At 71.2% G+C, this 26,672-nt stretch carries 21 protein-coding genes; 17 read left to right on the top strand and 4 right to left on the bottom strand.

The genetic code is table 11. The annotated features are described in order from the left end of the window. Positions 1-668: 668 nt before the first annotated feature. Complete coding sequence (locus AC5LSR_RS07230; RefSeq protein ID WP_493468277.1) at positions 669-2,066, bottom strand: bifunctional glycosyltransferase family 2/GtrA family protein; 1,398 nt, start codon at positions 2,064-2,066, stop codon at positions 669-671. A gap of 1,040 nt (positions 2,067-3,106) precedes the next feature. On the opposite strand from AC5LSR_RS07230, the gene AC5LSR_RS07235 reads away from it, so the two are divergent. Together AC5LSR_RS07235 and AC5LSR_RS07240 are read left to right on the top strand one after the other, a co-directional pair. Then, positions 3,107-4,834 (top strand): S1C family serine protease, encoded by a 1,728-nt coding sequence (locus AC5LSR_RS07235; protein WP_493465233.1) that lies wholly within the window; start codon positions 3,107-3,109, stop codon positions 4,832-4,834. A 324-nt stretch (positions 4,835-5,158) separates the two neighbouring features. Then, a complete protein-coding gene (locus AC5LSR_RS07240) occupies positions 5,159-6,754 on the top strand; it encodes an RNA polymerase subunit sigma (RefSeq protein ID WP_250292994.1) in 1,596 nt (531 codons plus the stop codon). A 279-nt stretch (positions 6,755-7,033) separates the two neighbouring features. Here AC5LSR_RS07240 and AC5LSR_RS07245 read toward each other — a convergent pair whose 3' ends face one another. After that, entirely contained in the window at positions 7,034-9,145 is a 2,112-nt protein-coding gene (locus tag AC5LSR_RS07245) for a copper resistance CopC/CopD family protein (RefSeq protein WP_250284703.1), read from the bottom strand. A gap of 570 nt (positions 9,146-9,715) precedes the next feature. Here AC5LSR_RS07245 and AC5LSR_RS07250 point away from each other — a divergent pair. The 5 genes from AC5LSR_RS07250 to AC5LSR_RS07270 all read left to right on the top strand — a co-directional run bounded on the left by AC5LSR_RS07250 (position 9,716) and on the right by AC5LSR_RS07270 (position 14,687). After that, complete coding sequence (locus AC5LSR_RS07250; protein ID WP_250284704.1) at positions 9,716-11,008, top strand: hypothetical protein; 1,293 nt, start codon at positions 9,716-9,718, stop codon at positions 11,006-11,008. 5 nt (positions 11,009-11,013) lie between these two features. After that, positions 11,014-11,760 carry a hypothetical protein gene (locus tag AC5LSR_RS07255; RefSeq protein WP_250284706.1) on the top strand — a complete coding sequence of 249 codons (747 nt, stop codon included), beginning with the start codon at positions 11,014-11,016 and terminating at the stop codon, positions 11,758-11,760. Positions 11,761-12,138: 378 nt separating this feature from the next. After that, positions 12,139-12,903, top strand: coding sequence for a YcnI family copper-binding membrane protein (locus AC5LSR_RS07260; protein ID WP_250284708.1), 765 nt, complete (start codon positions 12,139-12,141; stop codon positions 12,901-12,903). 405 nt (positions 12,904-13,308) lie between these two features. Then, entirely contained in the window at positions 13,309-14,118 is an 810-nt protein-coding gene (locus AC5LSR_RS07265; RefSeq protein ID WP_250284710.1) for an MOSC domain-containing protein, read from the top strand. 212 nt (positions 14,119-14,330) lie between these two features. Further along, positions 14,331-14,687 (top strand): hypothetical protein, encoded by a 357-nt coding sequence (locus tag AC5LSR_RS07270; RefSeq protein WP_250284712.1) that lies wholly within the window; start codon positions 14,331-14,333, stop codon positions 14,685-14,687. On the opposite strand, the gene AC5LSR_RS07275 is transcribed toward AC5LSR_RS07270, so the two are convergent. After that, the gene (locus AC5LSR_RS07275) at positions 14,674-15,030 is read right to left on the bottom strand and encodes a type II toxin-antitoxin system VapB family antitoxin (RefSeq protein ID WP_250284714.1); all 357 of its coding nucleotides are present in this window, start codon (positions 15,028-15,030) and stop codon (positions 14,674-14,676) included. The genes AC5LSR_RS07270 and AC5LSR_RS07275 overlap by 14 nt on opposite strands. Positions 15,031-15,231: 201 nt before the next feature. On the opposite strand from AC5LSR_RS07275, the gene AC5LSR_RS07280 reads away from it, so the two are divergent. The 9 genes from AC5LSR_RS07280 (at position 15,232) to AC5LSR_RS07320 (ending at position 23,553) form a co-directional block, all read left to right on the top strand. Next, entirely contained in the window at positions 15,232-15,585 is a 354-nt protein-coding gene (locus AC5LSR_RS07280) for a hypothetical protein (RefSeq protein WP_250284716.1), read from the top strand. 412 nt (positions 15,586-15,997) lie between these two features. Continuing rightward, positions 15,998-16,582, top strand: coding sequence for a hypothetical protein (locus tag AC5LSR_RS07285; protein WP_250284719.1), 585 nt, complete (start codon positions 15,998-16,000; stop codon positions 16,580-16,582). 5 nt (positions 16,583-16,587) lie between these two features. Further along, entirely contained in the window at positions 16,588-17,238 is a 651-nt protein-coding gene (locus AC5LSR_RS07290; RefSeq protein ID WP_250284720.1) for an OmpA family protein, read from the top strand. Between the two features lie 431 nt (positions 17,239-17,669). Further along, entirely contained in the window at positions 17,670-18,428 is a 759-nt protein-coding gene (locus AC5LSR_RS07295) for a metal ABC transporter ATP-binding protein (RefSeq protein WP_250293003.1), read from the top strand. Positions 18,429-18,894: 466 nt separating this feature from the next. Continuing rightward, on the top strand, positions 18,895-20,193 hold the full coding sequence (locus tag AC5LSR_RS07300) for a pyridoxal phosphate-dependent aminotransferase (RefSeq protein ID WP_250284729.1): 1,299 nt from the start codon (positions 18,895-18,897) through the stop codon (positions 20,191-20,193). A 501-nt stretch (positions 20,194-20,694) separates the two neighbouring features. After that, complete coding sequence (locus tag AC5LSR_RS07305; RefSeq protein ID WP_493464767.1) at positions 20,695-21,234, top strand: Fur family transcriptional regulator; 540 nt, start codon at positions 20,695-20,697, stop codon at positions 21,232-21,234. Positions 21,235-21,799: 565 nt separating this feature from the next. Continuing rightward, the gene (locus tag AC5LSR_RS07310; RefSeq protein WP_250293006.1) at positions 21,800-22,111 is read left to right on the top strand and encodes a hypothetical protein; all 312 of its coding nucleotides are present in this window, start codon (positions 21,800-21,802) and stop codon (positions 22,109-22,111) included. Continuing rightward, a complete protein-coding gene (locus AC5LSR_RS07315; protein ID WP_250293008.1) occupies positions 22,108-22,368 on the top strand; it encodes a hypothetical protein in 261 nt (86 codons plus the stop codon). The genes AC5LSR_RS07310 and AC5LSR_RS07315 overlap by 4 nt, the downstream gene beginning before the upstream one ends. 741 nt (positions 22,369-23,109) lie before the next feature. Further along, positions 23,110-23,553: a transposase family protein gene (locus AC5LSR_RS07320; RefSeq protein ID WP_493468278.1), complete on the top strand. Its 444-nt coding sequence runs from the start codon at positions 23,110-23,112 to the stop codon at positions 23,551-23,553. A 196-nt stretch (positions 23,554-23,749) separates the two neighbouring features. On the opposite strand, the gene AC5LSR_RS07325 is transcribed toward AC5LSR_RS07320, so the two are convergent. Further along, entirely contained in the window at positions 23,750-24,763 is a 1,014-nt protein-coding gene (locus tag AC5LSR_RS07325) for an LLM class F420-dependent oxidoreductase (RefSeq protein WP_445548696.1), read from the bottom strand. A 596-nt stretch (positions 24,764-25,359) separates the two neighbouring features. On the opposite strand from AC5LSR_RS07325, the gene AC5LSR_RS07330 reads away from it, so the two are divergent. Further along, positions 25,360-26,672 (top strand): thiamine pyrophosphate-dependent dehydrogenase E1 component subunit alpha (locus tag AC5LSR_RS07330; RefSeq protein ID WP_445548697.1); only part of this gene is annotated, 1,313 nt, incomplete at its 3' end.

A 26,672-nucleotide genomic window follows, 5' to 3' on the forward strand; every position in this document is an offset into this window, starting at 1 on the left:
GGGTCCGGGACCGCCGGCTGCGGACGTCCCGGACCGGGGGCCGCCGACGGGCTGGGCGCTCCTGGTGGACTGGTTCGACAGAGTGGCGAAAGCAACCAGGCTCCTGCTCGCCGAAAGCGCCCGCATCTGGCCGAGGGCGGGCCGCTCAGGCCTGTGATCCGCCTGCTCCGCCACCGCCGCTACCGACCGGGACGGCGGCGGCCCAGCCGCCGGGTGCCGTGACGCGTCCAGCCCGGCCGCCGGGTGCCGTGACGCGTCCGGCCCGGGCCGGGACAGGCCTGCCGGCTCGTTCGGCGACCATGTCTCCTCGTCGTCACCATCCGCGATTTCACGCGTCTCCCCCCGCGAGCCCACTAGAGGATCACCTCGTCGGCCGCCCCGGGAGTCGGGGCCTCCTCGGACCACGCGAGTATCCTCCGGTCAGGTTCGCACGGCGGCGGTTGTGCCGATGTCGTCGGAACAACGATATTAAGCGTATCCGCCACAGGTTTCCGCGACGCAACTCGCCTGGATCCGCACGGTCATATGATGACGTTGCGTGATCGAATCGTACTCGCATCCCGACACTCGGCGAACCGGCACCGCGGCTCCCCGACCACGGTCACAGCCCTTCCCAGCACGTGCTTCCCCCACCGGCATCCGGTCAGAGCGCCCCGTCGGTGGACGGGTCACCCCCGGTGCGGATGACGCCCGGTGGAGGTACCGCGAGGACGAGGGGAGCGGGCGGGATGGAAGACCCAGGCCCGCATCAGCACGAACCGCACCACCGTGGCCAGCGCACCGCTGAGCAGCACGGTGACGATCTCGACAAGAACCCCGGACGACGACCAGAGCGCGTGCAGCAGCCCGAGGCCGGCGGAGGACGCCGCGAGCCCCAGCACGAACACCACCCCGGACTCGGCGAACTGGCGCAGCGCCCCCTCGCCGCCCACCTGCCCGAACGTCAGGCGCCGGTTGGCCCAGGTGTTGCCCACCGCCGTGCCGAGCAGCGCGATGAAGTTGGCCGCGAAGGACGACGCCCCGCCCTCGCGCAGCAGCGCGTAGGCGACGACGTAGGCGAGGGTCGAACACACCCCGATCGCCGCGAACGTCCTGAGCTGGCGGCCCATGTTACGAGGCAGCCGCGCGGCCCGGACCTGTGGCGGCAGCTCCACCCCGGCCCGGCCGGCGAGGATGCGGCGCGCGACCCGGATCATTCCGCGGATGTCCTCCATCGCGGTCGCCACGACGTCGACCCGCGAGTCCGGGTCGTCGGTCCAGTCCACCGGCACCTCGTGGATGCGCAGGCCGTTGCGTTCGGCCAGCAGCAGCAGTTCGGTGTCGAAGAACCAGTGGTCGTTCTCGACGGCGGGCAGCAGCGCGCGGGCCACGTCCGCCCGCACGGCCTTGAACCCGCACTGGGCGTCCCGGAAGGAGGTGTGGAAGGCCACCCGCAGCATCGAGTTGTAGCAACGCGAGATGATCTCCCGCTTCGGCCCGCGGACGACCCGGGAGCCGCGGACGAGCCGGGAGCCGATCGCGACGTCCGAATGGCCTGACAGCAGGGGCGCGACCAGGGGCAGGAACGCCTCCAGCCCACTGGAGAGATCGACGTCCATGTAGGCCACGACGTCGGCGTCCGAGGACGACCAGGCCGCCCGCAGAGCCCGGCCGCGGCCCTTGGCCTCCAGCCGCGTCACACGGACCCGGCCGAGCTCGTCGGCCAGGCGCCGCGCGACGAGCGGGGTCGCGTCGGTGCTGGCGTTGTCGGCGATCGTGATACGCCAGCCGAAGGGGAAGCGGCGGGTCAGGTAGTCGTACAGCCGGCGGATGCTGCCGTCGAGGGCCTCCTGCTCGTTGTAGACGGGGACGACCACCTCGACGAGTGGCTGTGGGCGCCACCGCGCCGGCGGCGTCCCGCACGGCCGTGGCACCACCGCGGCCCGGCCGGCGGACACGGCCCGGCCGTCGGCTCCGAACACGCCCTGTGACGGGATCGTCCGCGAACCGTCGGGCCGGGCTCCCGCCAGGACGCCGGCGCTCCCGGGAGCGTCGAGCCCCGGTTCCGCGAGGACGCCGACGGGCACAGCACCGGCGGGCCCGCCCCCGGCGGGCACAGCACCGGCGGGCACAGCACCGGCGGGCACAGCACCGGCGGGCACAGCACCGGCGGGCCCGGGGGGCATGGCAGCGGCGTACGCGGGGCCGGCGTGCTCCGGGCCGTCGGACGCCGCCTCGGGGGGCGCCGGCGGGACGTCCGCGCGGATGACGGACGGCGCGCCGGTGGCGGGGGCTGTGGGGCTGTCTCTGTCGCCGCTCCCGGGTACCGCACATGGCGGTCCGGGCACAGCCGGGCTGACGGGGCGGTCGGCCCGAAAACGTTTCGACAGGTTCACACCTCCCAGCGTCGGCGCTCGCGGTGAGAACGGGCTGAACCGTGCCTGAGAAGCTACTGAGGGCTGTCACGGCGAATCCGAGACCCGCTACCCGGGAACGGACGCGGACGCGGGCGCGGAGCGGGAAACCGGAGAACGGGACCGATGTGGAAGATGGTAAGCGGGTTCGGTCACAATACCCGTCCCGTCGCGGTTCCCGCCGCGGTGCAAGCATCCGGCATGGTGAAAACCCCCGCTACGGGGACGGGTCCCGGAAGGGGGCTCCGGGCGGACGGAACAACAGGCCGGACACGCAACAGCAGAAGAGCCACGGAAAGACATGGAAAGACACGGACGGGCGTCCGGAACGGGACGGCTATGATTGTCGACACGAGACGCCACCTGCACCGGCATCCTGACAGCGCGCATCGTTCCCTGCCGGGCCCCCGTTTTCCCACCGTGGCTCGCTGTTTCTCACCACGGTGTTCCCCTGGCGTTCCCCTGTGTTCCCCGCCACCGGCGTTCCTCACCGGCGTTCCCCGCTGCCGCGCACTCCCCGACGCCGTGTTCCCGCGCTGCCTCCCGCGGCCGTACGCTGCGTACTCTGCCGTCGTCGCCCCCGTCGGCGCGTGATCCCGGGGGTGCCGGCCGGCGGGCCGTGTCGGGCGGCGGACACCGTCCGGCACCCTGTCTCAGCCGACTGTTGTCTGTACTTCAGTATTCACTCAGCTTGCGAGGGGAAGGTTCGTACCATGAGCACGCGGCCTCCCTTCGTCACCTTCGCGGACGGATCATCTTTGAACGCGCACGTATCCGACGACGGCGTCGCGGACGGCCCGGACGGCCCGGACTGGGCGGTGCCGGATGTCGACCCCTATCCCGTTGCCGACACACGGCCGGCCCGGCCGGCCGTCGGCGGTGACCCACCGCCAGGCGGCCCGGGGCAGGGCGGCCCGACCCCGCCGAACCCCACGGCGCCCTTCGCGTCCGCCGACAGGAAGCAGGCTCCCGCCAGCCCCGACAGCTCACCGTGGCAGCGGCCGGCCGGCACGCCGGCCCCACCGTCGACGGCCTCGTCGTCCGGGAACGAGCCCCGGCCTCGTCCCGGCGGGCCGGGCGAGCCGTCCGGCCGGGTCTGGTGGGACACGCCGTGGAACACGCCGCGGGCGGAAGAGCAGGCCGCGGCCGGCAGCGACGGGGGGGCGTTCCCCCCGCCTGACCCGGCCCGGCCCGGCGCGAACTACCTTGGCGGGCTGCCCGGCGCCGGGAATCCCTTCCACGCGCCGCCCGCACCACCGGCCGGCCCGTACCAGGGCACCACGCGGGCCGCCGGGCCGTCGGGGCCACCGCACCGCCGCCGGCTGGCCGCCGCCGCGGTCGCGCTCGCGCTGCTCTCGGCCGGGGTGGGCGGCGGCGTGGGGGCGCTGGTGGCCGGCAACAACGACAACGGACAGACCGTGGTGTCCTCCGGCGGACTGCTGCGCAGCACCGACAACGGCTCGGGTGGCACGTCGCCGGCCGCGGTCGGCACGGTGTCGGCCGCGGCGCAGGCCATCCTCCCGAGCGTGGTCACGATCTCCGCCGCCTCCAGGAGCAACGAGGGGAGCACCGGCTCCGGGGTGATCATCCGCCAGGACGGCTACATCCTCACCAACAACCACGTGGTCTCCGACGCCGCGCGCGGCGGTTCGCTGAGCGTGAGCACGCAGGACGGCAAGGACTACAACGCGAAGATCGTCGGTGCCGACCCGAGCTCCGACCTCGCAGTCATCAAGATCGAAGAAACCGGCCTGAAGCCGGCGACCTTCGGTAACTCCGACGCGCTCGCGGTCGGCGAACTGGTGGTCGCGGTCGGCAGCCCCCTCGGCCTGAACGGCACTGTGACCTCGGGCATCGTCAGCGCCGTGCACCGGCCGGTGCGGACCGGCGACACCGACGTCCAGGACAGCAACGCGGTTCTCGACGCCATCCAGACCGACGCCCCGATCAACCCGGGCAACTCCGGCGGCCCGCTGGTCAACAGCAGGGGTGAGCTGATCGGCATCAACTCGGCGATCGCCACCGTGGGATCGGGCGGCCGTGGTTTCGGCGGCCAGCAGCAGTCCGGCAACATCGGCGTCGGGTTCGCGATCCCGGCCAACTACGCCCAGTCCATCGCCGAAGAACTGATCACCGGGGGCGCCGCGAGGCATCCGTACCTCGGGGTCAGCGCGTCCACGGCGGGCGCGGGCCCGTCCGATCCGACGGGTGAGGGCACCGGTGCCACCGTCGAGAACCTGGTGGGCGACGGGCCGGCGCAGCGGGCCGGGCTCCAGCCGGGCGATGTCATCACCAAGCTGGGGGACCGCCGGATCACCAGTGTGGACGGCCTCATCGCCGCCGTGCGCTCACATGACATCGGCAGCAAGGTGACGGTCACCTACACCCGCAACGGCCAGACGCAGACCACCGAGGTGACCCTCGCCCAGCAGCCGTCCTGATCACTCGACGCCACGGGAACGGCCGGCCGGGAGCCGCTCCCCTCCCGGCACCGGGCGGCGGCCCGAGGGCCGCTCCCGCACTGCCCTGCCACCAGCCGTCCCGCCGCCGCCGGTTCGTCGGCGGTGGCGGGACGGCGGTGGGGGGACGGCGTGGATCAGGCCTGGCGCGTTACGAGTCCGTCATGTGACAACAAAGTTTTCCCAAGGTTCCGCATGAGATGACCGGGACGTTCTACCGTAAAGAGTGATGGTGATATCACTCCGTCCGTGTCAGAGCACGGCTGCGACGGGAATCACCGATGGGGGATCCGGGAGAGTGCACTGATGGACGGCGGCATCGACCACACCACCTTCGGCGGGAGGCTGCGACCGGAGCGACCGGCAGTCGGCGCCAACGCTGACATCGACGCCGACATCGACGCCGACATCGTCATGCGGATTCGGCATGGCCAGCGGCAGGCATTCGACGATCTCTACGACCGGTACGCCGACGACGTCTTCTCCGTGTGCCTGCTGATCCTTGGCGAGCCGACCGTCGCGCACGCCGCCGCGGGCACGGCGTTCGCCCTCGTCGCCCGTAGCCGTCTCAGCCCGCTCAGCGATCCCAGCCGGCTGCACTCGTGGCTGCTGGAACTCGCCCGCGGCAGCTCACTGGCCTGGTCGGGCTCGCCGCAGGTACAGGCAGCCCCGGTACCGCACGGGATCACCCCCGAGGAGATGCTCGCCGCGACCCGGATAGTGGCGGCACCGGCATCCCTGCGGGAGGGGCTCGCGCGCACCTTCGACCGGGCCGCCGCGGCGGCCACCGCCCGCGACATCGCCGCCCGCACCCGCTACCAGGCGCTCGGCTCCGGCCACAACAGCACAGCGGTCATCCCCCGCGACGCCGTGGATGGCCCCGCCGGCCCCGTCCACGCCGCCGGCCCCGCCGGCGCTGTCGGTACCGCCTACGGCGCCGCCGTCGGTACCACCTACGACGGCGCGGCCCACGACGGCGCGGCTTACAGCGATGCGGCCTACGACAGCGTGGCCGCCCCGGGCCAGCCACCGGCCCACACCGAGCCGGCGGGCATCGACAGGACCTTGGCCATCAGCCCGGCGAGGGGCCAGAGCGCCCCGCCCGTCCCAGCCGGGCCGGGCCTGGGCGGGACGACGGGCCTGGGCAGGCCGGGCCAGGGCAAGGCGGGCGCGGTCGTGCCGCTGGCGCCCGGGTACCCCGGCGGGGAGCCTCCGGAAGCCGGATCACGCTGGCGCAGCCGGCCGGTCGCGGCGGCCGCCGCATCGCTGCTGGTCATGGCCACGGTCGGTGTCGTCGCCGTGGTCAACTGGCCCACCGCGGCGCCTGGTACCACCGCCGGCCGCCCCGGCACCGCCGTGATCACACCGAATTCGTCCGGTGAGGAGCCCGGCCGCTTCTCCCCGGATCCCTCGCCCGCGTCCGGATCGTCGGGACCGATCGGCTCCGCGGTGGGTGGTCCATCCGCCCAGCAGCCGTCCGCCCAGCGCACCGGGCCGGCCACGTCCGACTTCGGGCAGCCGGCCGGGGTGGCGCTGGTGTCGTCCCAGCTCTCCCTCGACGACGGTGCGCTCCCCCCGGCCGGCGCCACCGGCCCGGCCGCTCCACCGCCGGTCAACGCCCCACCCACGACGATCGTGGAACCACCCCAGCCGACGGCGACGGCGACGGCGACGGCGACCCCGACCGGGCCGGTGCCCACGGCAACCATCAAGCCAACCAGCCCCGGCACTCCGTCCAGCAGCGCCGGGACCGGCCCGCCCGTGGGCAGCCCGACCAGCCCGGGCGAGACGTCCACGGCGAATCCGTCGATCAGCGCCACGGCCGCGGGCCCGCCGGCATCCGGCGGCCCGGCGGACGGGGAAGAGCCCGCGACCACCCGCGCACCCCTGGCCTCGGTCTGACCCACCAGGATCCGGTCATCGCCCGGCCACCGCGCCGGCCACGGTGACGTGGTGTCACCACGCGGCCTCCCCGAAAATCATCCCGGCGGCCATGCGGGAAAACAAGGGACTGGGAAACAGCCGCCGTGACGGCCGTTTCCCACCCTCTTGGCGTTCTCCCGGCAGTTCCTCGGCCGCCTTCGTGACCCGACAGCGGCCGGTCACGAATCGTCCGGTCACGAGTTTCCGGCCGGTTCCGGAACGGCTCCGCGTCACCCGGCCGGTTACCCGGCCGACGCGCTAACGGACCCGGTAGAAGAGGGTCGTCACATACTGGTCGAAGTCGTTGACGCGTAGCGTCAGGCGGAGCTGCCAGATGCCCGGGAGCGGGACCTGCATGCCTTCAGCGATCACATGGCCGGGCGCCACCCGGGTGAGCGGCACCGGCAGCGGGCCGACACCGGCGTCCGGTAGTGACAGCGCGGCCGACGCGTCGGCGAGCGGCTGCGCCTTCCCCGCGGGACCGAAGACATAGACGTGCAGGGTCTGCGGACCACGCCTGGTGGGGGTGATGTCCACCTGGACGGTCAGCGGCCCGGCGAAGACCGTGTCGGAGAACGGGGGGACGTACGACGTCCGCGCCGGGACGGAGTTGACCAGCACGGCCGTCACCCCGAGCACCACGGCGGCGATTCCCGCCTCGAGGACGACCCCGCGGCGCAGCCGCGCCAACGCGCCCTCGCCGATCCGGGGACGTGGCGGCGGGGCCGGCGAGAACGCGTCCCCCGACGGGCCGACGGCAACATCATTTTTTCCGCGTGCCGCCGGCGGCCCGGCTGCCCGGCCTGTCAGCAGGCCGAGGAGGGCGCGGCCACGACTCACGTGAATCCCGGCTTCCCACCGGGCCGGCGGGGCGGATCCGGCGGATCCGGAAAGCCCTGGCCCACGGTCCGCGGCCCGGACGGCCACGCCCACAGCCGTACTCCCCCGGCTGCCCCCGGCCGCTCCCACGGCGGCACCCCCGGCCTCGTTGCCGGCCTGCTCCCCGGCCTCGTTGCCGTCCCCATTGCCGGCTCTGCTGCCGGCCCCGTTGCCAGCCTGGTCCGCGGTGGCGTCCGCGGCCGGCACGGCGCGGGGCAGCCGGTACTGGCGCGCGATCCGGTTGTGCCCCAACCAGCCGAATCCGATCATCATCGCCACGAACCAGAGCTTCACCAGCAGCAGACGGCCGTAGGTGGTGTCCAGCGCCGAGAGCGAGCCGACCTCACGCCATGCCTGGTAGACGCCGGTCAGAACGATCACAATGACAGCAGCCATCGCGACACGTGACCACTTCGGCAGGACCTCGGCGAGTTCGGCGGCCCGGGCAGCCGGCACCTCGACGTCGTCGCCGGGAGGCTGCCGGCCGTCCCGCGAAACGCGCCGGGAGGTGGCCCACAGAAAGATCACAAGGACCGTGAGGCCGCCGCCCCAGGCCGCGACACCCAGCAGGTGCAGGGTCAGGTTGGCAGTCGCCAGCCACGCGTCGTCACCGGCGCCCGCATGCCCGGCCGCGCTCTGGGTCACCGTGGCGACAAGAGCGAGCCCCGCCAGCTCCAGCAGGGAGCGCCGGTGACCCGCCATGACCGTACGCAGCAGCGGTACCACGAGCAGCAGCGCGAGGATGCGCAGCAGCACCAGATGCCCGTATCTGCCGTGCAGGGTGGCCGACAACGCATCCCAGCGGAACAGGGCGGACAGGCCCTGACCGGCGCCGTACGGCCCCTGCAGCAGCAACAGCGCGACGGACGAGCCGAAGGTGGCCCCCCACCCCGCCCACAGCAGGCGCCGCGGGCCTGGCAGCCCCAGCCCGGCCGGCCACAGCGCCAGCAGGAACAGGCCCGCCCCGACCAGGACGGCGAGCCCGGCGAAAGCGGCGAAACGGGCGACGCCGGCCAGCACGCCCACAACCACCGAGCCACGGGCGGTCGTGGGCACCGACGCGGCCGCCGCCGCGTCCGGTGCCACTCCGACCCCGAAGAAGAAACCGCCGGAGACCGGGTGGCTGTCCGCGGAGACCACATGCCAACTGACCACGTACGTTCCGTTGTCGATCCCGGGACGGATCCCCACCACGGCCTCGTTGCCGGCCTGCCCGTGCCGCGCGGCACCGTCGTCCACCCGCTGACCGGATGCGGAGATGACCGTTATCGAGCCGGCGTTCACCGTGACCGACTCACTGAAGGTCAGCGTGACCCGCGACGGCGCGGCCGGCTGGCTCGACCCCCCGGCGGGGTCGCTGCCCTCGAGCACGGCATGCGCGGACGCCGGCACAGCCGTCCCGACGACGGCCACGAGCACGGCCGCGAACAGGAAGCCGAGGCGACGCGCGGTACGCCGCCAACGCCACCCGGCGCCAAACCACGGTGACACGCCGCCACCAGCCGGGGGCCGAAGCACCGGCCCTGCGCCAGCCGGGGGCCGGCGTAGCGGCCCTGCGCCAACCCGGGATCGGGCCACAGGCCCGATGCCGGTCCTGGACCGGAACACCGGCCCGATACCCATCTGGAGCCGAACCACTGGCCCAGTGTCCACCCCACCGCCCGCGAACGACGACGACGCCGGAATCCGCGGCCGGCCGCGGATTCCCATGGCCGCCCCCGGCAGCCGGTCTGCCGGGCGCAGGTCTGCCGGGCGCAGGTCTGCCGGGCGCAGGTCTGCCGGGAGCCGGCGACCGCTCCGGCCGGGAACGCACCGCGGGAATCCCCGTGGCGTTCCCGGAAACCTCGAAGCCTTGCGGGGACATCCCCCGCCCGTCGGCGACTTCCGGGCGTGCCGCGCCTTCCGGGGCCCTCCGAGCACTCTTTCAAAGATCTATAAATCCACTTCCCGTGGGCCACCGAGCGGTTTTCCGTGATCTCCCTGGGACGAGGAATCACCGGCTCCCGCTCATCGGCCGGCTAGAATCCGGCCATATGAAGACCGCGCGCCCATGAAGGCCCCGTGAACGCCGTCGGCGAAAGGCTGGCCGGCCGGGGCCGGCCGGCCAGCGTGTCACGGCGTGCGCTCGTGCTTCTGGGTGCCGTGGCCTGCTGGCTCGTCCTTGCCGCCGGGCCCGCGCAGGCGCATTCCGTCAGCGGCGCCTCGGCCACGAACTTCCGCACCACCGTGACCGGTCCGCAGCCCCCGGTGGACGGCGTCAGCCTCGTGCCCGTGGAGAACGGCAGCCGGGTGCGGCTGACCGTCACCGGTAACCACACGGTCGTCGTCAAGGGGTACGACGACGAGCCCTATCTGCGGGTGGATTCCGCTGGCGTCTGGCAGAACACGCTGTCACCCGCCACATATCTCAACCGCGACCGGTACGGGCCGCCCGGCACCGCCCCAGCCGGCGACAGCGGGGCCGCCAAGGCCGCCCCACGCTGGGAGAGGATCGCCGATAGCCGGACCATCGTCTGGCATGACCACCGCGCCCACTGGATGGGCACCCAGGATCCGCCGGCCGTGCGGGCCGCCCCGGGCCGCTTCCACCAGATCTACGCCTGGACGATCCCCCTGACCGTGGACGACCAGGCGGTTCTCGCCACCGGCACCCTCGACTGGGTTCCCGGGCCGTCGCCGGTGCCGTGGCTCGTCCTCGCCGTGGCGACCGCCGCCGCGACCGCCGCCAGCGGGCTGTACCGGCGCCGCGACACCGTGCTGGCCGTGGCCGTGACAGCGATCGTCGGCGTGGACGTCACCCATTCGGCGCTCATCGCCTGCTCCCGGGCCAGCGGCCGGCTGTCGGGGTTCGTCTACGGCAACATCGTCGAGATGGCCGCCTGGCTGCTCGGGCTGGCCGCGGCCGTCCTGCTGGTACGGCGCGCGAGCGCGGGCCGCTACCTCGCCGGGAGCGCCGGCTTCGTCATCGCCGTGACCGGCGGTTTCGGCGACCTGGATGTGCTGTACCGGTCCAGCGCCCCGATCGCCGGGCCGATGGGCCTCGCCCGGACGCTGACCGCGGTCACCATCGGTATCGGCCTCGGCCTGCTCGGCGCCACGGCGCTGGCGTCCCGCCGTCGCGCGTCACGCGGACCGTCCGGTACGGGCCAGGGCGGCCCAGAGCGAGGCGGGACGAACCAGGACAATACCAGCCAGAACAGCGCCGGCCAGAACAGCGCCGGCCAGGAAAGCCACCACAGCGGCGACGCGGGACGGGACGGCCCAGAGCAGGCCGGCCTGCCGCACGACGACCTGCCGCACGACGACCGGGAAGCGACCGACATGCTCCCCGCTCGGCGGGATGTGGCAGGCTGACCACCGTGAACGCGCGCACGGCGCCGCCCGCCGTCGCCAGGACGCCCGCCGCCGGAACAGCCGCTGTCGCCGGGACGGCTGCCGGGCGAGGCATGCGCGCGTCCGTCTTCGCCGGCTCCTCGGTCTGCCTCGCCGTGGCGGGGCACACCGCCGCCGATGGTCACCGGCCGTCGATATTGATCATCCTGGGAGCCCTCGGGCTGGTCACCCGCATCGCGTACGGACTTGCCGGGCAGGAGCGCCATGCCATCGCCGTGCTCGCCGGGGTCGGCCTGACCCAGATCGTCCTGCACGCCACGTTCTCGATCACATCGCACGACGCGGTCACGGCACATGGCGCCAGCATGGCCCCCGACGCGGTCCTGCACGACGGAGCCGTGATGAGCGCCATGCACGCCGTGGCGGCCGGGCTCGTCGCCGGCATGCTCCGCCATGCCGAGAAGGGGCTGTGGAACACGAGCGTCCTGCGGTCGGCGGCCGCCCGGTTCGGGACGCTCACCCGTCATGCCGGCAGGCTGCTGCGGGCCGTCCACCGGTTCGCGGCGCGGTGCGGCCTCCCGCTCACGATCGGGCCGGCGGCCACCCACGCCCCCGGCATGCCCGGTGGGCGCCCGCTCGCCGTGGCCGCGCCATCGGCGTCCATGGGCGGCTGCCTGTTCGTCCGCGCCGGCGGACGACGCGGGCCGCCGCCGGCCGCCCCCACCCGCGGGTTCGGCCGCGGCCAGGCCTGCCTGATCGCCACGCGTCCGTAGCCGCCGCACGTCACCCCACTCCGCGTCCCGCCCTGCCCGTGGACGGCTGTCCGCCGCCAGGCCGGCCGGGCCGGCAAGCACTGGCCCGACGTACACCCGCCGCCCGAATCCGTGTCTGTCGGATCCGGGCGGCGGCGGGCATGCCCGCGGACTGCCCGGTGCTGGCTGCCCGGTGCTGGCTGCCCGGTGTGGACCGCCAGCCGGCCCGCGTCAGGCCGGTCGGCCTCGGCGTGCCGGGCCGGGTCCGCCGTCCGCACGGGTGAGGTGTGCGCGGATCCGGGGCGACGTCCCGTACGCATACATCCCTGTTGATCAACAGGGAAACACAAAACTGCTGTCGCGACGCTTGCGACAAGAATGTTTTCCGAAAGGACCAGCATGTCCCGCACCACCCGTGGCATCGCCGTGCTCGGCGCCGCCCTCACCGGTGTGATCGCCTTTGCGCTGCCGGCGTCCGCGCACGTCACCGTGCAGCCGAAGACAGCGGTCGCCGGCAGTTACACCACCCTGTCGTTCAAGATCCCGACCGAACGGGACGACGCCGCCACGACCAAGCTGGAGGTCCAGTTCCCGACCGACACCCCGATCAGCTCGGTGTCGGTCGAGCCACACCCGGGCTGGACCTACCAGGTCGCCAGGACCAAGCTGGCCGAGCCCATCAAGACCGACGACGGGTCGGTCTCCGAAGTGGTCTCGCAGATCACCTGGACCGCGTCATCCGCCGACACCGCGATCAAGCCGGGTGAGTTCGCCGTGTTCAACGTCTCGGCCGGGCCGCTGCCCGCCAAGGCGGGCACGATCGCGTTCAAGACCCTGCAGACCTACAGCAGCGGCGAGGTCGTGCGCTGGATCGACGTGGCCCAGCCCGGTCAGGACGAGCCCGAGCACCCGGCACCGTCCCTGACCCTCACCGCGGCCTCCGGCGGCGGCGCGGACGCGCACGGCGGCACGGACGCCCACGGCGCCTCGGCGGCCGGCGCGCCCTCCGCCGGCACCGGCACGGCGGCGTCGAACAGCGTCGACAACTCCGACGGCACAGCCCGTGGGCTGGGCATCGCCGGGCTGGTCACCGGCCTGATCGGCATCGGAGCCGGCGCGGCCGCCCTGCGTGGCGGACGCCGCCGCGACACGACCGTCTCCTGACCACCCCTCCTGATCAGCGGTGAGCCGCGGGCGGCACAAGAAACCTTCGCGCCGCCCGCGGCTCTATCAGCCACGGCCTCCGGCAGCACGAAAAAATCTTCGCACCGCCTTCGGCGGAGTCCGGAGCGCCGCGCCAAGTAGCGCGGATCCCATCCACGACCATCCGTACAGGCCATGATCCGGAAAATTTTGTCGTTGTGTACGCTTTTTGACCGCAAAAGCGTACACAACGACAAACTCGCGCCGATCTTCTCCGGCGGCCGGCGCCCATCGAAACCTGCCACCATTCGGATGGATACGTGGGGATACGTATGGTTACCTGACCGGCGCTCTGGAGTTCCTGGCCAGCACGTCATCACCGGTGCCGTTGCGTCGGGGGCCGGCCCTGCCGGTAGCGTCGGGAGGGTGCCCCGGATCGCCCGCCTGTACCGCTATCCGATCAAGGGCCTGTCGGCCGAGGCGCTGGACTCGATGGCGCTGTCAGCGAGCGAAGGCCTCCCCATGGACCGGGTGTACGCGCTGGCAAGACCCGAGACGGTTCTCGACGACGCGCATCCACAGCCCCTGCCGAAGACGTGTTTCCTGACGCTGGCGAAGGACGCGGAACTGGCCCGCGTCGCCAGCCGGTACAACACCGCCACCGGCCTGCTCACCCTCGACCACCCGGACCGGAAACTGACCGCCGACCTGGGCGGCACGCGGGGCCGGGCGGCGGTGGAGGACTACTTCGCGACGCTGCTCGCCGACACCCTGCACGGAGGCCGGCCACGGCTGGTGGCCGGCTCCGGCGGCCACCGGTTCACCGATGTCTCCGTCGTCTCCACCGAGATGATGCGGGCCATCTCGATCATCAACCTGGCCTCCGTGCGTGACATCGCGGACCGGCTGGGAACGGACGTCCATCACCTGCGCTTCCGGGCGAACATCTATGTGGACGATGTCGATGCCTGGTCGGAACTGGACTGGGCCGGGCGCGAGATCCACCTCGGCGAGGTACGTGTCAAAGCGCTCGTCCCCACCGGCCGGTGCGCTGCGACCACGGTCAACCCGCGGACGGGCGAGCGTGACATCAGGATTCCGAAGGAACTACAGGCCCACTATGGGCACATCAACTGCGGGGTGTATGCCGCCGTCCGCTCCGACGGCACGATCAGAACCGGGGACCAGGTCACCGTGGGCGGCCCATACGCCGACGCGTTCCCGGAACAGCTCTGAATGGGCTGAAAGCCGACCGCCGCGCCCCGGCCCGGCCCAACCTGGCCCAGGCCAGCCCAGCCTGCCTGGCCTGGCCTGGCCCGACGACAACTGAGTGTCCCTCGCGCCACGCCGCCCGCGGAAACCCGGTATGACCTGTTCACCCCTGATGGACGGACACACCCGCATGCGCTACTGAAGATCCGTCCGGGACGCTTTAGGCTTCTGGTGCTGTGAGCCCCGTTCTCGCGTCAGGCCGGGCCGGGAACTTCGTCCGCGCGCTGCTGACCATCCTGGTGACGGCCCTGGTATTCCGCGAGATATACCTGCTGTGGTTCTTCCACACTCCCGCGTGGACGAGCAGGCCCAAGGAGATCCGCTGGTGCGGGGCGTGGTATGAACGGAGCAACGAGCGTGACCGTACCCTGGCGGAGGCCCGCGACCTCGCCGGTGGTTCCCTCGTCGAGGTTTCCCGTCTGCCCGTGTGGAGGCCGATCGTCGCCTACAAGCCGTCCGACGACTGCCCGCCGCACATCTTCGGCAAGGTCGGTGACGACACCTTCACCACCTATCTGATCAGCGGGGACTGACCCCGAGCCGGGAACCGGCTATGGACGCCGGGCCCGCCTCCTGCTGGGGCTGCTGGAGAACGTGCACCCGGGCATGGATCGAGTTGCGCTGCTGCAGCGCCGCACGGACGGCCCGGTGCAGACCGTCCTCCAGGTAGAGCGTGTTGTCCCAGTCGACGACGTGGGGAAACAGATCCCCGTAGAAGGTCGAGTCCTCGTCGAGCAGGACGTCCAGCGCGAGCACCCGTTTGGTGGTGACCAACTGGTCCAGCCTGACCTGGCGCGGCGGAATCGCCGCCCACTCCCGCTGGCTCAGCCCGTGATCAGGATACGGGCGACCGTCACCCACCCATTTGAAGATCACCCAGCACCTCCTCGCCGAGGCCGCGACGTCGCGGAACACCTGATGGCCAGCTGACCAAAGGCCGCATGATCATGCTCCTCCTCGCGCTCGGGGCTCCCACCGAATCCGGGGCTCCCGCCGGATCGGCGAGGCCGATCCAGGAGGTCCGGATGCCAGCCTGGGAAGTCCGGAGGCTCCAACAGCCTACCGACCAGAGGCCAGATGATCGCAATCCTTCTCATGCGGCCGGAGACCTTACAGAACGCCGACGGCCTCCGTCAACCCAGCGGATCGCGACCGTTCTCCACAGTAGTTGTTCATGTATTGTCCTGGATCAACAACTTCGCTCAAACCATCACTCGAACCGTCATCCAAAATCAACACTTCGCGTATTATAGCCAACTGAAAACCGTTCATCATCGGAGTCAGGCGGCGCCGGCCGGAATCGCCCCGGAGCCGCTCCGCGACCCCGGCCCCGCCGACGCCCTGAACGGCTTCAGCGCCTCGGAAGCAGCGGCGGGCAGCGTCCACGCACACTCACCGCCTTTACAGCAGCGCCAGCATGTTTGTCAATGAGATCAACATGACTTAGTGTGATCTTTTACGATCCGTTGCCGCTCCATTGCACACAGATCGACTGCTAATTAAGTTAGCATTACTTAATGGAAGGCAACCACACTTTAGCGGAGGGTATCGTGACGGCACTGACACCGCTCGAGGAAGCGACACCCGGCCGGGCCCATACCGTGATCGCCGGAGCCCGTCACACTCTGCTGACACTGCCCTACGAACGCCTCTGCGGCCGGGCCGGCCTGCCCGGCACCGCGGCCGCCGGCCGTCAACGGGCCGGTTGTCCACAGAGCCGGCCGTCAACGGGCCGGTTGTCCACAGGCTGACCGTCGACGGGCCGTGGGCCCAGGTCTGTCCGCATAATCGGGATCGCGCACAGTCGTCGCATCCATGCGGGAGGTCCCGGATGCTCCACCGGATGAGAACCCGGCTGACGCCGGTCACCACCTTCACCATCCTGATCGGCGTCATCACGCTGTTCGCCATGGGCTGCTCCGGCTCGTCCGGCTCGCCCGGTACACCCGCAGCCGGCGGCACGGCGGCCCCCGGGCCCGCCAGTACGGCCCAGACGGGCCAGGTGGCTTCCGCAGATGTCCCGGTGGCCAGCCGGACGGCCGGCTTCCGCGCGCCCGGCAGCATCTCGGGGACGGTCGAGGCCGGCCTGGTCGGCCTGAAGGCGGACGGGCGGCTGAGCACGCTCACCCTGCTGTGGACGCCGAGATACACCGGCGTCCCGCGGGAGAAGGAGATCTCGGTCTTCGACATGTTCGACGGGCACAGCCCCGCGGTGACCCTGGTCGACAGCGTCAACCTGAAGCGCTACCTCGTCGTCCAGGACAGCCGCAACGTCGAGCTCGGTGCCAGCGGCCCCAGGACGAAGACCGTCAACAACACCCCGGTCAGCGCCTCGTACACCTTTGCCGCACCGCCCGCGGACGTACGGGCACTCGACGTCTACGCCGACGACCGGCTGCTGTTCGACGACGTCCCGGTCGGCCGGTGATCCCCGTGCGGACGCCGACCGTGCCGGCCAGCCCCGCACGGCCCGGTCCCGCGCCGGCCAGGCCCGTGCCGGCCCGTCTCGGCGTGGCCGTGTCGGCGCTGGTCACCGCTGTGCTGTCGTGGCTGTGCGCGCCGGCGGCCCACGCCGCGACGGACGCCTCGACAGCTCCACCCACGGTGACCGACCAGGCGATCACCGAGTCGATCCGGGAGATCGATCCGGCGGCGGCGATCCAGCCGATCGACATCGAACGGTCCGTCGTCGCACTGCGCACCGAGCGGCGTGACGGTGCGGGCGTGGTCGTGACGATCAGCTCGGACGTGCTCTTCGCGTTCGACTCGGCCAACCTGACCGAGGCGGCCCGCGAACAGCTGGCCGGCATCGCGGCACAGCTCGTCAGGGCGACCGGCACGGTCATCGTCAACGGCTACACCGACAGCATCGGTACGCCCGCGTACAACGTGATCCTGTCCCAGCGACGGGCGGACGCCGTCGCGAACCTGCTGCGTCCGAAGACTCCGCCCGGCGTCCTCGTCTCGGCGACCGGGCACGGCGCCGCCAGCCCGGTCGCGCCGAACACCAACCCGGACGGCTCGGAGAACGCCGCGGGCCGTGGCCAGAACCGACGGGTCAGCATCATCTACCGCACATCATGACCGTCACCCACGACGATCGACGCCGAATCCGCACCCAGCCGTCACGAATATCCGCTGTCATGACCTTTTTGGATACGGTCGGTATCACAGTCCGGGGCCGTGGCGGCGGGTCCGTGGCCGTTCGTGCCCGCGTGGACCGCATCAGCCTGTGCGGGTGAGATGACTGGTGGGGACGCAATCCGCAATGCCGGACGCGTCCGGTGGTCGTACCGTCTCGGAACATGACCGAGGCAACGCGGTGGTTGTCGAGCTCCACATTCAGGAAATCAGCCGTATGGCCGGTGGGCCCCGCGGAGCAGGACGTGGTCACGGCCGCCTGGTGGCCAGCCCGGCCTGACAGCCCCATCGGTCCGGCCGCGTCGGATCCGCGGGTCATATCCGATTCACCGGCCGGACCGGATGAAAGGCGAGGATGCGGAACGTTCCCGGCCGTGGTTCTCGACCGGGCGACGGTCGCCTACGGCCGGATCCCGGTTCTGGAGAACGTCCACGGAACGGTCGAAGCCGGCCGCACCGTGGCCGTCATCGGCCCGGACGGCGCCGGGAAGTCGACGCTGATGAAAGCGCTGCTCGGGCTTGCCCCGGTGGTGAGCGGATCGGTGACGGTACTCGGCTGCCCACCGATGCAGGCCCGCCGCCGGGTCGCCTACGTCCCGCAGGTCGACGCGCTCGGGCCCGACCCGCGGGTGACCGTCGCCCAGGCCGTCCTCATGGGTCGTTACCGCTCGCTCGGCTGGGTGCGGCGGCCCACCCGCACGGACCGGGCCATCGCGGCACGCGCCCTGGAAACGGTCGGGCTCGCCCAGCATGCCGGGGAGCGGTTCGAGACGCTGCCCGGCGGGCAGCGCCAGCGGGTGTTCCTCGCCCGTGCCATCGCCCAGCAGCCACGTCTGCTGCTGCTCGACGAGCCGTTCGACGGCGTGGACGTCCTGTCCCAGCAGGCGTTGCTGTCCGCGCTGGCAGCCGTGCGCTCGGCCGGCACCAGCGTCATGATGTCCACGCACGATCTCGCGCTGGCCCATCTGACCTGCGACAGCGTCTGGCTGCTCAACCGCCGCCAGTTCGGCTCCGGACCAGCGGCGGCCACCCTCACCCCGGAGAAGCTGCGCATCACCTACCACGGCGGCGGCCCGCAGCACCTGTCACACCAGCGGCCGCGGCAGCAGCTGTCACAGCACCGCGCCGAATAGCCGCCCAGATGTCCGGGAGCCAGCCATCCTCGAACACGGCCGGTATCGAAAATGATCCTCTGGACGCCGTGGCCGGGCATCACGGCTGGGCACGGGGCCCACAACCGCGAGCGGTCCGCGCCGAATGGCCCACCGCGTCCGGCGACCAGGCGGGCTTGCGGGCCCGCGGGCCTGCCAGGCCGAAAGCCTTCCGGAGCGTCGGGATCCCGGCCATCGGGACCGGTTTCCGGAGCACCCGGACCCGACGGGACCGGATCCCGCAAACACCCGGCCATCCCGCCTTCAACCCATCATGACCAGGAAACCCGCATGGCCCGGAAAGCCCGCCCGCCAGCGACACACCACAAACATGATCGTATCGCCGTTGGCCGCTGGTCCTGCACTGTGCGTGCCCGAGGTTCCGAAAAGCGTGGCCCACTCGTCATGGGCGAGAAAACCCGGTGGACGCTGCACCTACTCTTGGTTCATGGAGTTCACCCAGTCCGACAAGCTCACCGGCGTCTGTTACGACGTCCGGGGCCCCGTCCTGGACCAGGCGACGAAGCTGGAAGCCGCTGGTCAGCGCATCCTCAAACTGAACATCGGCAACCCGGCGCCGTTCGGGTTCCACGCGCCGCCGGCGGTCCTTGAGGCAGTGGTGAACGGCCTCGCCGAGGCACAGGGCTACAGCGATTCCAAGGGCCTGCTCTCCGCCCGCACGGCCGCGGTCCGGTACGCGAACGGGAAGGGCATCACCGGTATCGACCCCGACGGGGTCTACCTCGGCAACGGCGTCTCAGAACTGATCATGATGTCGCTGCAGGCGCTGCTCAACGACGGCGACGAGGTGCTGCTCCCGGCGCCGGACTACCCGCTGTGGACAGCCGTGGTCAGCCTGTGCGGCGGGCGGCCCGTCCACTACCTGTGCGACGAGTCGGCGGGTTGGATGCCGGACCTCGACGCTCTGGCCAGCAGGATCACCACGCGCACCCGCGCGATCGTAGTGATCAACCCGAACAATCCCACCGGCGCGGTCTACGACCGCGAGATCCTCGAGGGCATCGTCGAACTCGCCCGCCGGCACAATCTGATGATCTTCTCGGACGAGATCTACGACCGGATCCTCTACGACGACGCCGAGCACGTCTCCACCGCGGCCCTCGCTCCGGACGTCGTGTGCGTGACGTTCAACGGGCTGTCCAAGGCGTACCGGCTGGCCGGCTTCCGCTCCGGCTGGATGGTGCTCTCGGGCCCGCGCACGCACGCGTCCAGCTATGTCGAGGGGCTCAACATCCTGGCCAACATGCGGCTGTGCGCCAACGTCCCGGGCCAGTTCGCCATGCGGGCCGCGCTCGAGGACGACGGCGGCGCGGGCGACCTCGTCCTGCCCGGTGGCCGCCTGCGCGAGCAGCGGGACGTGGTGTGGAAGCTGCTCAACGACATTCCGGGCGTGTCGTGCGTGAAGCCGAAAGGGGCGCTGTACGCGTTCCCGCGGCTCGATCCGGACGTCTACCCGGTCACCGACGACGAACGGCTTGTCCTGGACCTGCTCCTGACCGAGAAGATCATGGTTGTGCAGGGCACGGGTTTCAACTGGCCGCGGCCCGATCACTTCCGGATCGTCACGCTGCCGGACGTGGACGACCTCACCGACGCCGTGGGCCGTATCAGCAGGTTCCTCACCGCCTACGTCCAGGGGGGGGGCAGTCCACCGCCAGGGTGGCCGGCCCACCTTCGAACCGCAGCACATACCGGCGGGCTGACCGGCTCCCGGGAGACACGCTGATCCGGCCGGATCCAGAGGCGGCGGAACCGTGGCCAGATCCGTCCGATCCGTTGAATGCTGCCGGATATCAGCGTTTTCGGCGGTCTCGCGCACGGGCTCGACGAGGACAACCGTGGCCACGCTGGATCCGATCGGGAACCTGCGCCAGCCAGGAACGGCACCAGGCCGAAGATGACGATGCCGTGCGCCATACCGACCGGAGGACCGGGCCACACCGACCGGAGGACCGGGCCACGCCGACCGGAGGACCGGGCCACGCCGCAGCGCTGCCCGCCCCACCGCGGAAGCCGTAGGTGGAACAGGTCACGATGACAGCGTTTTTCACCTACGGCCGCGCAAGCCGTAGGTGAAAAACGGCGTGGCAGCAGCGGTTTCCACCTACGGCTGAGGGGTGTCGGGCGGCGCGGGCGACGGAAGAGACACCCGCGCCGAAACCGTTTCGTCTCCCTGACCATGACAGAGACCCGTCGTCCGGGGCCTCGGCCGCCGTACGGTGAGAGAGTGAAGGCTGTGCCCAGCGCCGAATCCAGCCGAGCGGCCCCTGCCCCGACGGCGTCGTCCCGGGGGGCCGCGTCCGCCGCGGAACCATCGCGTGCCGGGCCGGGTGGCGGCGGACGCCGGGCCATACTCGGCCGCGGAACCACCGTCCGGGCCACCCGCCAGGGAGACGCCGTCTGCGCCGCGCTGGCCGAGATCGACGCTTTCACCAGCGCCCAGGACCTGCACGCCCACCTGCGCGACATGGGGCAGGCTGTCGGCCTGACCACCGTCTACCGGCATCTGCAGGTCCTCGCCGACCAGGGTGAGGTCGACGTGCTGCGCCGCGACGACGGGGAGACCCTCTACCGCCGCTGCGCGACCGACAACCATCACCATCATCTGGTCTGCCGCCGCTGCGGCCGGGCCGTCGAGGTCGAAGGACCCGAGATCGAGGCGTGGACCGACCGCGTCGCCGCGGCCGCCGGCTTCACCGACGTCGCCCACACCCTGGAGATCTACGGCACCTGCGCCGACTGCGCCGCCGCCGGCTCGACCGGGTAAGGCGGAAATCCCCGCTCCTGCTGGTCACGCGGTACCTGCCGCGGCCCCTGCCGCATAGCGCGGCCGGGGCCCGTCGAATACCGGGCCGGTCACACTCGCAGCCATGTGAAAGCGCGGGATCCACTCTCGATGGTGTACGGGTAGGCAGACGTACCCGGCCACGGGGTGGTGATGATCTGCCATGGCTGGGCCTGCCCCGGGCGGGGAACAGCGGTTTCCGCTCCCGTGGCAGCCGGCGGTGACCGTCCGCCGTTATGCTGACGCGGCCAAAAAGCGTACACAACGACAAACCAACCTGGATCATGGCCTGTACGGGTGGCCATGGATGGGATCCGCGCTGCTTGACCGGCACTCCAGGTAGCAGAACTCTGCCTGCGTGACCGCGTGAATGGTATTGAAAAATCTGGCCACCGCATGGGTTTTATGATCGACTACCGTAACTTCGCGGCAGACGGTCGAACATCTGGCATGATCTGATCAACCTAAAATGCCATCTTCTTGCTGCGACCCTGAGGACCGGCTCGGGTTGGGCGACTGTGTTCTGCTCGGAGTTCCCGACGGTGTCGTGGACGGCGTCCTCGTCGGTGACACCGTTCCCGACGGTGTCGTGGACGGCGTTCTCGTCGGCAACGAGCAAGGCATTGTCGAGACGGTGTCCGGTGCGAGGGCGGATGGCGTGGCCGAGGCCTTGAACGGCGTTGCGGACGGCGGCCTGGACGGTGTCGCGGGCGCTGTCCTGGCTGCTGTCCTGGACGGAATTGCGGATATCGACCGGCATGGCCCGGGCGTCGCCTGCGCGGAGGGATCGACCTTCGGCACGGGCGGCAGTTTCCTGACCTTCTTGGCTTCGTACTGTGGTGCAGTCTTCACCTGTTGAACATTCTGGATCCGGATACCGTGAACATCGCCTCCCAGGTTCAGGGTCACGATGTTCCGTTCGGTCGCCATGTCGGACTTACCGTCCAGCAGGAAGCGGAGCTTATCCGCAACATGGATGTTGTACAAGCTGTCCCTTGCCTTGCCGAGGACCGTCTGTCGGACAACGAGCAGGGTGCCGTTCGCCGGAGCTTGAATTTTTTTCGACTCGGACGCCTCGACAGAGAAAGTTCCCAATGGAGTTACGATCTGCCGTGAAGCATTTACGGTGATGCTCCCGTCGCCGGACAGCGTGAACTCGATCGGGAGAAGCGGCGGGTGGTATTTGCCCTCCAGATCGCAGCCGACGAGGACCAGAACCAGCAAGAGGGCCGACGCGACCATTTTCCCCGGACCGAACGATCGATGCATGGCCCACCTCCGTGGCATCACACCTGGACCATCACCTATGATGATCATTGGATATGCTACCGCGTGCAGGCGGCGGAGCCGGCGTCTCTGTAAGAAACACGTCACCAAGATTCCTGGAAACCCGGACTGACGCCGCGTGCCGCTCATAGATGTAGTCTCAACCGGGCTTGCGGGCCTCGATCAGGAACCGCGTCGTGTACGCGACGAAGAGACCGTCGACCTGGATACGATCGTGCAGGGCCTCAAGCTGAGGCCGATATCGGGTAACGGTGGACCCGGGACCATCCAGATCACTTTGCACGGGAAGTACTGACATGAAACTTGACTTTCGCGGTTATGCGGTGTCGGTGCCCCAGACCAGTCGGAGGGTGTGGAGTTCCGCCGGGGTCGGTGGTTCGGGTCGAGTGGGCTGATATCTGGTGGCGATCAGGACGCAGCGAAGCTTGCGGCCATTTCAGCGGTGGAGAGGCGGGTCTTGGTGGTGCACCAGGGGGCGCGCGTGGTGGTCGGTGGCGTCCGTCGGAGTGGTGGCCGGCGACGGTGTACCAGACAGCGGTCAGCGTCTGGCAGGCCAGGCCGAACGGGACGGTGCGTTCCACGACGGCTTTCACCCGGTCGCGGGCCTTGCCCGACGCCGAAGATCTGCTTGGCGCCCGCGATCGCGACTTCCATCGCCTGCCCGACGCCGCCACCGTCCACCTGGACTCCGGCTACCATGGCCAACCGTCTCGCGACGTGCTCGCCGCCCACCGCCTGGCCGGTGAGATCGTCCCGAAGGGGGAACGCAGCCCGGTCCAGTTCGGTCGGCGCTGGGCCGGGGAGCGCACCCACTTCTGGATGAACGGCTACGGCAAGCTACGCCGCCGCACCGAGAAGAACGGCAGGGCAGTCGATTTCTACCTGTACCTGGCGGCAGCGTTCGTCACTGTCCGTCGTCTGATCCAGGAGGCGCGGCGAGGTACCGCTGGGCCAGCCGCCCCACCACCCGTCGGCTCACGTGGGCCTGCTGCCGGTTGCTCTTGCTCGTTCTAGAGCGCCAGTCGGATAACCATACGTATCCCCCCGAACGGTGGCCCGCTTCGATGGGCGCCAGCTACCGGAGAAGATCGGCGCTATTTTGTCGTTGTGTACGCTTTTGCGGCCAAAAAGCGTACACAACGACAAAATAGCCTGGATCATGGCCTGCGCGGGTGGTCGTGGATGGGATCCGCGCTACTTGACCGGCGTTCTAGCGACCGGCGCTCTGGCCTGGGCGGCTTTCGCCGAGCGGGTCGAGCAGCGCCGGGGCGAGTTCGCGCCACTGCCGGCGGGGCAGGCCGCGGCGGTCCGGGTCGAGCACCTGGACGCACACGTGGTCGGCGCCGGCGTCCAGATGCTCCTTGATCCGGCCGAGCAGGACGTCCGGGTCGCCCCAGGGCACGATCGTGTCGACGAGCCGGTCCGAACCCGCGTCCGCGAAATCGCTGTCGGTGAAGCCGAACCGGCGCAGGTTGTTCGTGTAGTTCGGCAGCCGCAGGTAGGAGCCGGTGTGCCGCCGGGCCAGCTCCCGCGCGGTCTCCGGGTTGGTGTCCAGGACGAACGCCTGCTCCGGGATGAGCAGCTTGCCCGGCCCGAGGATCGTCCGGGCGCTCGCGGTGTGTTCCGGCGGCACGAAGAACGTGTGGGCGCCGTCCGCCCGGGCGCGCGCCAGCTCCAGCATCTTCGGCCCGAGCGCGGCGAGTACCCGCGGTGACGACGCCGGCGGAACCGCCCGGTACTGCTCCCGGGCGGACGCGTCCATCTCGTCGAGGTAGGCGCGCATCTGCGTCAGCGGTTTGGTGTACGGCACCCCGCGGATCTCCATTAGGGACGCGTGCGACACGCCGACGCCGAGCAGGAACCGGCCGGGGAACGCCTCGGCCAGCGTCAGCTGCCCGGCCGTCATCGTCTGCGGGTGCCGGGCGAGGATCTGCGCGATGCCGGTGGCGACGGTCAGCCGGGGGGCCGCCGCGAGCATCAGCCCCGCGGTGACCAGCACCTCCCGGCCCCTGACCTCGCCGGTCCAGACCGCGGGATAGCCCAGCTCGTCGAGTTCGGCGACGGCGTCGCGCACCACGGACGCCGGCGAGTAGTCGAACTGGCCGCTCCAGATCCCTACCTTACCGAGCGTCACCGACGCGGACGGGTCGGCGGGGCGGGCCGCGGTGGCGGGTACGCCGGGCTCCGGCTCACCGGTGGTGATGGGCGTCTGCGCAACTGTCACCGCACCACGCTATCCGGGCCGGGGCGGCGACCGCCCGTCGGGCGGCCCGGCCGCGGCACCAGGCTCCGCCCCCGGTGTTCCGGGAGCGTCGGCTGTTCCGGGAGCGTCGCCGGCAGCGACCACCTGCCGGCTCGGCTCGGCTCAACCGCGACGGGACGTCGCCCGCGCGGCAGGCACCCACCGACCGGCCGGGATCCGTTCAGGCCCGCGCCGGGTGAACCGGCCCCATGGCAGCCCGCACCGTCGGGATGGCCCGCCGCGCCCTCCGCAAGCGCCGCACCCTCCGCAAGCGCCGAGCCGGACGAACCGGGCCCGGCGCAGGCCAGGCCGGACCTGTCGGGACCGGGCTGGACCGGGACGGGTCCGGGGCCGGGCCGGGCCGGGCCGGATTCGTCGAGGTCAGGCCGGGCGTCCGAGCTTGCTCGCCGTGTCCGGGCGACTATCGTCTACTGCGCGGCGGTCCCGCCGACCCGCGTGGCCGGCCGCGTCGGGCGCGTCCCGTGGATGCCGACACCAACGGAGATCCACCGGGTACACCCATCGCGCAGGCCGCCACCGACGATCTCGGGAACGGCCGAGGACGACCGGAGGACGCCATGTCCACTCCTGACACAGAGTCTGCTGACACAGAGTCCACTCCTGGCACAGACCGCCTCGACGCGGACCGCCTCGACACCGTCGCCGCACCCGTCCCGCGTAACCCGACGGACGCCAGTAGTGACAACACCGCGCCGATCCGGCTGCTGACGCCGGACGGGGACCGGCTGCCCCTGGCCGCCTACGACCCGTACATCGCCGACCTCACCGACGCCGACCTGGTCGGGCTCCTGCGCGACATGGTGATCGCGCGCAGGCTCGACGAGGAGTCGACCGCCCTGCAACGCCAGGGTGAGCTCGGCCTGTGGGCGAGCCTGCGCGGGCAGGAGGCGGCCCAGGTCGGCTCGGCGCGGGCGCTGCGCGCCGACGACATGGTCTTCCCGACCTACCGCGAGCACGCGGTGGCCTGGTGCCGGGGCATCGACCCGCTGGACGTCCTCGGCCTGTTCCGCGGGACGGCCCACGGCGGCTGGGACGTGGACGAACACGGCTTCCAGACGTACGCGATCGTGGTGGGTTCCCAGGTCCTGCACGCGACCGGCTACGCCATGGGGGTCACCAAGGAGACCAGGACGGGTCTGGGTCGCCGGCCGGTCGGGACGGCCCACCGGCCCGTCGCCACCACCGGCGTCACCGGCGGCACCGCCGGGAGCGGCGGCACCGCCGGTGACGGCGACGGCCTGCCGGCGACCCTGGTCTACTTCGGCGACGGAGCGTCCAGTCAGGGTGATGTCAACGAGGCGTTCAACTGGGCGGGCGTGTTCGAGGCGCCGGTGGTCTTCTTCTGCCAGAACAACCACTGGGCGATCTCCGAGCCGACGCGGCGGCAGACCCGCGTCCCGATCTATTTCAGGGCCCGCGGGTTCGGCATCACCGGTATCCGGGTGGACGGCAACGACGTGCTGGCGACCCTGGCCGTGACGCGCTGGGCGCTGCGGCAGGCCCGTCAGGGGCGGCCGGCCCTGGTGGAGGCGGTCACCTACCGGATGGGCGCACACACCACCGCGGACGACCCGTCCCGCTACCGCCAGGCGTCGGAGCTCGCGCGCTGGGGCGCCCTCGACCCCATCCAGCGGATGGCGGCCTACCTTCGTGGCCGCGGGCTGCTGGACGACGACGCGGCCAGCGCCCTGGACCGGGAGGCCGACGCGCTCGCGGCCACCATGCGGCAGCGCTGCCTGAACCTGCCCGACCCGGCTCCGCTGAGCCTGTTCGACCACGTGTACGCGCACGACACCGAGGAACTGGTCGACGCCCGGGCCACGTTCGCCGACTTCACCGAGACCGGCTCCACCGAGACCGACTTCACCGA

This window comes from Protofrankia sp. CiP1_Cm_nod4, from assembly GCF_982290645.1.